5 protein-coding genes are annotated in these 6,181 nt (G+C 72.8%); 3 read left to right on the top strand and 2 right to left on the bottom strand.

All coding sequences use genetic code 11. From position 1 onward, the window contains the following. Window positions 1-130: 130 nt before the first annotated feature. Both AC07A6_RS41155 and AC07A6_RS41150 read right to left on the bottom strand, forming a co-directional pair. A complete protein-coding gene (locus AC07A6_RS41155; protein WP_386275444.1) occupies window positions 131-1,069 on the bottom strand; it encodes a DeoR/GlpR family DNA-binding transcription regulator in 939 nt (312 codons plus the stop codon). Between the two features lie 235 nt (window positions 1,070-1,304). Then, window positions 1,305-2,744, bottom strand: a complete 1,440-nt coding sequence (locus AC07A6_RS41150) for an NAD(P)H-quinone dehydrogenase (RefSeq protein ID WP_362469975.1) — start codon at window positions 2,742-2,744, stop codon at window positions 1,305-1,307. A 162-nt stretch (window positions 2,745-2,906) separates the two neighbouring features. Between AC07A6_RS41150 and AC07A6_RS41145 the strand changes: the two genes are divergently transcribed. From AC07A6_RS41145 to AC07A6_RS41135, 3 genes are all read left to right on the top strand, one after another. Beyond that, window positions 2,907-3,344: a gamma-glutamylcyclotransferase family protein gene (locus AC07A6_RS41145; protein WP_007266087.1), complete on the top strand. Its 438-nt coding sequence runs from the start codon at window positions 2,907-2,909 to the stop codon at window positions 3,342-3,344. A 127-nt stretch (window positions 3,345-3,471) separates the two neighbouring features. Further along, the gene (locus AC07A6_RS41140) at window positions 3,472-4,278 is read left to right on the top strand and encodes a purine-nucleoside phosphorylase (protein ID WP_362469979.1); all 807 of its coding nucleotides are present in this window, start codon (window positions 3,472-3,474) and stop codon (window positions 4,276-4,278) included. Between the two features lie 87 nt (window positions 4,279-4,365). After that, window positions 4,366-6,012 carry a phospho-sugar mutase gene (locus AC07A6_RS41135; RefSeq protein WP_478780517.1) on the top strand — a complete coding sequence of 549 codons (1,647 nt, stop codon included), beginning with the start codon at window positions 4,366-4,368 and terminating at the stop codon, window positions 6,010-6,012. Window positions 6,013-6,181: the final 169 nt, after the last annotated feature.

Here is a 6,181-nt window from a genome sequence, read left to right as displayed (position 1 = left end):
CCTCAAACGCCGGCGGGGCTACAGACAGCCCCGCCGGCGTTTGAGGCGCGGGGGTCCGGGGCGCAGCCCCGGGGAACGGGCGAAGGGTGGGGCGGGGACCAGCCCCGCAGGGCACCGGCACCCCCAGCGGCTAGCGGCGCCGCATGTCCGCGACCCGCGCCCGCTCCCCCGCCTGCTGCTCCAGCAGCGACCCCGGCGCGCTGCGCAGCTGCGCGGTCGGCCCGCCGCGCCGCTGGACCGGCAGCGGGGACTCCCGGCGCGGCCTGCGCCCCGGCATCCCGTCCCCGGCGCCCCCGGCGCCCCCGTGGCCCCCGGCCACCGGCGCCGACCCCGCCACGGTGATCTGCACGCCCTGGTCGGCCAGCGCCTGGAGCTCCGTCGCGGCCCGCTCGTCGTGCTGCGGGGGCTCGTCCGTCACCAGCCGCGTCATCACGTCGGTCGGCACGGTCTGGAACATCGTGTCCGTGCCCAGCTTCGTGTGGTCGGCCAGTACGACGACCTCCGCCGCGGCCTGCACCAGCGCCCGGTCCACGCTCGCGGAGAGCATGTTGGAGGTGGAGAGCCCGCGCTCGGCGGTCAGGCCGCTGCCGGACAGGAAGGCCCGGGAGACCCGCAGCCCCTGGAGGGACTGTTCGGCGCCGCTGCCCACGAGGGCGTAGTTCGAGCCGCGCAGCGTGCCGCCGGTCATCACCACCTCCACCCGGTTGGCGTGCGCCAGCGCCTGGGCGACGAGCAGCGAGTTGGTGACGACGGTCAGGCCGGGCACCCGCGCGAGCCGGCGGGCCAGCTCCTGGGTCGTGGTGCCCGCGCCGACGACGACGGCCTCGCCTTCTTCGACGAGGCCGGCCGCGACATCGGCGATGGCGGTCTTCTCCGCCGTGGCGAGATGGGATTTTTGCGGAAAGCCGGACTCCCGCGTGAAACCGCCCGGCAAGACCGCACCGCCGTGCCGGCGGTCGAGGAGTCCTTCTGCCTCCAGTGCCCGCACGTCCCGCCGTACGGTCACTTCGGAGGTCTGGACGACGCGGGCGAGCTCCCGGAGCGATACCGCACCGTTGGCCCGCACCATTTCGAGGATCAATTGGCGACGTTCAGCAGCGAACACGAAACTGACAGTAACCCCAACGACCGTCTGCTTTCAGCTCTTTGCGCCGGAATACCGAAGTTGTCCATACGACGGCCCGGCAGGTGGTATACGCGGCGGGCCCGCTGCCGGCCCCCGCCACCACACACCCCCGCCCCACCTCGGCATCCGCCCCAACCCGCGTACGGGAAGGGGCGGTTGAGCCTCGGGGCGGGTCCCGCTACGCCTCGGCGCCCGCCTTGCGGGTGTGCAGCTGGCGGGCCACTTCGGCGATCGAACCGGACAGCGAGGGGTACACGGTGAACGCGTTTGCGATCTGCTCGACGGTCAGGTTGTTGTCGACGGCGATCGAGATGGGGTGGATCAGCTCGCTCGCGCGCGGCGAGACGACGACACCGCCCACCACGATCCCGGTGCCCGGACGGCAGAACAGCTTCACGAAGCCGTCCCGGATGCCCTGCATCTTCGCGCGCGGGTTGCGCAGCAGCGGCAGCTTCACCACACGGGCGTCGATCTTGCCGGCGTCCACGTCGGCCTGGGTGTAGCCGACGGTGGCGATCTCGGGGTCGGTGAAGACGTTCGAGGAGACCGTCTTCAGGTTCAGCGGGGCCACCGCGTCGCCGAGGAAGTGGTACATCGCGATGCGGCCCTGCATGGCGGCGACGGAGGCGAGCGCGAACACGCCCGTCACGTCACCGGCCGCGTACACGCCCGGGGAGGACGTGCGCGACACCTTGTCGGTCCAGATGTGCCCGGACTCCTTGAGCCGGACCCCGGACTCCTCCAGGTTCATGTCCTTGGTGTTCGGGATCGCGCCGACCGCCATCAGGCAGTGGGTGCCCGTGATCACGCGGCCGTCGGAGAGGGTGACCTCGACCCGGTCGCCCACCCGCTTGGCGGACTCGGCGCGCGAACGGCCGATCACGTTCATCCCGCGGCGGCGGAAGACGTCCTCCAGGACGGCGGCCGCGTCCGGGTCCTCGCCCGGCAGCACGCGGTCGCGCGAGGACACCAGCGTCACCCGGGAGCCCAGCGCCTGGTAAGCGCCGGCGAACTCGGCACCGGTCACACCGGAGCCGACCACGATCAGCTCCTCGGGGAGCTCCTCCAGGTCGTAGACCTGGGTCCAGTTCAGGATCCGCTCCCCGTCGGGCATCGCGTCCGGGATCTCGCGGGGGGTGCCGCCCGTGGCGATCAGCACGGCGTCGGCGGTGAGGATCGTCTCCGTGCCGTCGGCGGCGGTGACGATGACGTCCCGCGTGCCGTCGATGCCCTGCGGGCCGCCGAGCTTGCCCCGGCCGCGCATGACGCGGGCGCCGGCCCGGGTCACGGACGCGGTGATGTCGTGGGACTGGGCCAGCGCGAGGCGCTTCACGCGCCGGTTCACCTTGCCGAGGTCCACGCCGACCACGCGCGCCGCCTGCTCGATGTGCGGGGTGTCGTCCGCGACGACGATCCCCAGCTCCTCGTACGACGAGTCGAAGGTCGTCATGACCTCAGCGGTCGCGATGAGGGTCTTCGAGGGCACGCAGTCGGTCAGCACCGACGCCCCGCCCAGACCGTCGCAGTCGACGACGGTCACCTCCGCGCCGAGCTGGGCCCCCACCAGGGCTGCCTCATACCCGCCGGGTCCGCCGCCGATGATCACGATCCGGGTCACGAAAAGTCCGCCTCACGTCTACCCGGCCGGCTGCCGCCCCGGCCGGTGGTCCGGGGGTTCTCCCCGGGGGATGCATTCCGTGCCCCATTGTCCAGCACGCATCAAGGTGCTCGCACCATCCGGACACGCGGGCCGGGGCGAGCCTCCCGTACCCTCGACCTCATGTCGCTCTACGCCGCGTACGCCGGCAACCTCGACCCGCGGCTGATGACGCGCCGCGCTCCCCATTCGCCGCTGCGCGGAACGGGCTGGATCAACGACTGGCGGCTGACCTTCGGCGGCGAGCAGATGGGCTGGGAGGGCGCCCTCGCCACCATCGTGGAGGCCCCCCGCCAGCAGGTCTTCGTCGCGCTGTACGACATCGCCCCGCTCGACGAGGACTCCATGGACCGCTGGGAGGGCGTCGGCCTCGACATCTACCGCCGCATGCGGATCCGCGTCCACACCCTGGACGGCGAGGAGGCGGCCTGGTGCTACGTCCTCAACGGCTACGAGGGCGGCCTGCCGTCGGCGCGCTACCTGGGCGAGATCGCGGACGCCGCCGAGTCCGCCGGCGCGCCGCACGACTACGTCATGGAACTGCGCAAGCGCCCCTGCTGAGGCCCGGGCCGGAGCCCGCCCGCACGGGCGGAGCGGGACGATTCGGCGGAAACGACAAGGCAACGATCCGAACACCGTGAGCTGCGCCATCTACGCGCGTAGGCGATAAGCGGCTACGCTCGTCTGCGTGAACGCATCTGTTACCGACCCCTTCGCCGCCGCCGACGCCGCCGCCGCCCGCCTCCGCGAGCTCACCGGCGTCGAATCCCACGATGTCGCCCTCGTCATGGGCTCCGGCTGGGCCCCCGCCGCAGAGGCGCTCGGCGCCCCCGAGTCCGAGTTCCTGGTCACCGAGCTGCCCGGCTTCCCGCCCGCCGCCGTCGAGGGCCACGGCGGCAAGATCCGCTCGTACAAGATCGGCGACAAGCGCGCCCTGGTCTTCCTCGGCCGGACCCACTACTACGAGGGCCGCGGCGTCGCCGCCGTCGCCCACGGCGTGCGCACCGCCGTCGCCGCCGGCTGCAAGACCGTCGTCCTCACCAACGGCTGCGGCGGCCTCCGCGAGGGCATGAAGCCCGGCCAGCCCGTCCTGATCAGCGACCACCTCAACCTGACGGCCACCTCGCCGATCGTCGGCGCGAACTTCGTGGACCTCACCGACCTGTACTCGCCGCGCCTGCGCGCGATGTGCAAGGACATCGACGAGACCCTCGAAGAGGGCGTCTACGTCCAGTTCCCCGGCCCGCACTACGAGACCCCGGCCGAGATCAACATGATCCGCGTCATGGGCGCCGACCTGGTCGGCATGTCCACCGTGCTGGAAGCCATCGCCGCCCGCGAGGCCGGCGCCGAGGTCCTGGGCATCTCCCTCGTCACCAACCTCGCCGCGGGCCTGTCCGGCGAGCCGCTGAACCACGAAGAGGTCCTCCAGGCCGGCCGCGACTCCGCCGCCCGCATGGGCACGCTGCTGACGCAGGTCCTCGCCCGCATCTGATCGACACGATCGACACGCGGCGATCGACACGCGGCGATCGACACCGACGATCGACATCGACGACGTACGAGAGGTAAGGCGGAAGCAGTGCAGGAACAGGACGACCTCCTCACCCGGGCCCGGACCTGGCTGGCCGAGGACCCGGACCCGGAGACGGCGGCGGAGCTCGCGGCCCTGATCGACGCGGACGACACGGCCGAGCTCGCGGACCGCTTCTCCGGCACGCTCCAGTTCGGCACCGCCGGACTGCGCGGTGAGATCGGCGCCGGCCCGATGCGGATGAACCGATCCGTGGTCATCCGCGCCGCGGCGGGCCTGGCGGCCTACCTGAAGGCCCAGGGCCACGAAGGCGGCCTCGTCGTCGTCGGCTACGACGCCCGCTACAAGTCGGCGGACTTCGCCCGCGACACCGCCGCCGTCATGACCGGCGCCGGACTGCGCGCGGCCGTCCTGCCCCGGCCGCTGCCGACGCCCGTCCTCGCGTACGCCATAAGGCACCTCGGCGCCGTCGCCGGCGTCGAGGTGACCGCCAGCCACAACCCTCCCCGGGACAACGGCTACAAGGTCTACCTCGGCGACGGCTCGCAGATCGTGTCCCCCGCGGACACCGAGATCGCGGCGCAGATCGCGGCCGTCGGCGCGCTGGCCGACGTACCGCAGCCCGCGGACGGCTGGCTGCAGCTCGACGAGGAGGTCCTGGAGGCCTACCTGACCCGCACGGACGCCGTCCTGACCCCCGGCTCCCCCCGGGGCGTGCGGACCGTCTACACGGCCATGCACGGCGTCGGCAAGGACGTCGTCCTGGCCGCCTTCGCCCGCCACGGCTTCCCCGAGCCGGTCCTCGTCGCCGAGCAGGCCGAGCCCGACCCGGCCTTCCCGACGGTGGCGTTCCCGAACCCGGAGGAGCCGGGCGCCATGGACCTGGCCTTCGCGAAGGCCGCCGAGGTCCAGCCCGACATCGTCATCGCCAACGACCCGGACGCCGACCGCTGCGCCGTCGCCGTCCCGGACAACGGCGGCTGGCGCATGCTGCGCGGCGACGAGGTCGGCGCGCTCCTGGCAGCCCACCTGGTCCACAAGGGCGCCAGCGGCGTCTTCGCGGAATCCATCGTCTCGTCCTCCCTCCTCGGCCGGATCGCGGAGGCGGCCGGCGTCGGCTACGAGGAGACCCTGACGGGCTTCAAGTGGATCGCCCGCGTCGAGGGCCTGCGCTACGGCTACGAGGAAGCCCTCGGCTACTGCGTGGACCCCGAGGGGGTCCGCGACAAGGACGGCATCACCGCCGCCCTGCTGGTCGCCGAGCTCGCCTCGAAGCTCAAGGAGCAGGGCCGCACCCTGACCGACCTCCTGGACGACCTGGCGATGGCCCACGGCCTCCACCACACCGACCAGCTGTCGGTCCGCGTCTCGGACCTGTCGGTCATCGCCAACGCCATGGCGCAGCTGCGCGCCGAACCCCCGGCCTCCCTGGCGGGCCTGCGGGTGGTCTCGGCGGAGGACCTGTCGGTCGGCTCGGCCGCCCTCCCGCCCACGGACGGCCTGCGCTACTACCTGGACGGCGACTACAAGGCCCGCGTCATCTGCCGCCCCTCCGGCACGGAGCCCAAGCTCAAGTGCTACCTGGAGGTAGTGGTCCCGGTCGCGGAAGCCTCCGACCTCGCGGGCGCCCGCACGCGGGGCCAGGAAATCCTGGACGCGGTGAAGAAGGACCTCTCGGCGGCAATGGGCCTCTGAGCCCGACCTGCTGCACACGGCGACGGCCCCCTCAGCTCCGGCTGAGGGGGCCGTCGGCGTCGGGGGGCGGGGCTCGGGCCCGCTATCTCCCCCTCGACCCCGTGGGGTGGGGCGGTGGTTGCCCACCCGCCCCCTTGTCTGCGGGCCGGGGGCCGGGGAAGCGGTATCC

This window comes from Streptomyces sp. NPDC044002 (assembly GCF_056434525.1).
Note: the sequence above shows the minus strand (reverse complement) of the source record. Positions and strands in the feature narration are given on the sequence as shown.

Bases quoted from the DNA above. Each gene is read 5' to 3' on its own strand.
- AC07A6_RS41155 (WP_386275444.1), bottom strand. From the start codon at position 1,069: ATGGTGCGGGCCAACGGTGCGGTATCGCTCCGGGAGCTCGCCCGCGTC.
- AC07A6_RS41145 (WP_007266087.1), top strand. From the start codon at position 2,907: ATGTCGCTCTACGCCGCGTACGCCGGCAACCTCGACCCGCGGCTGATG.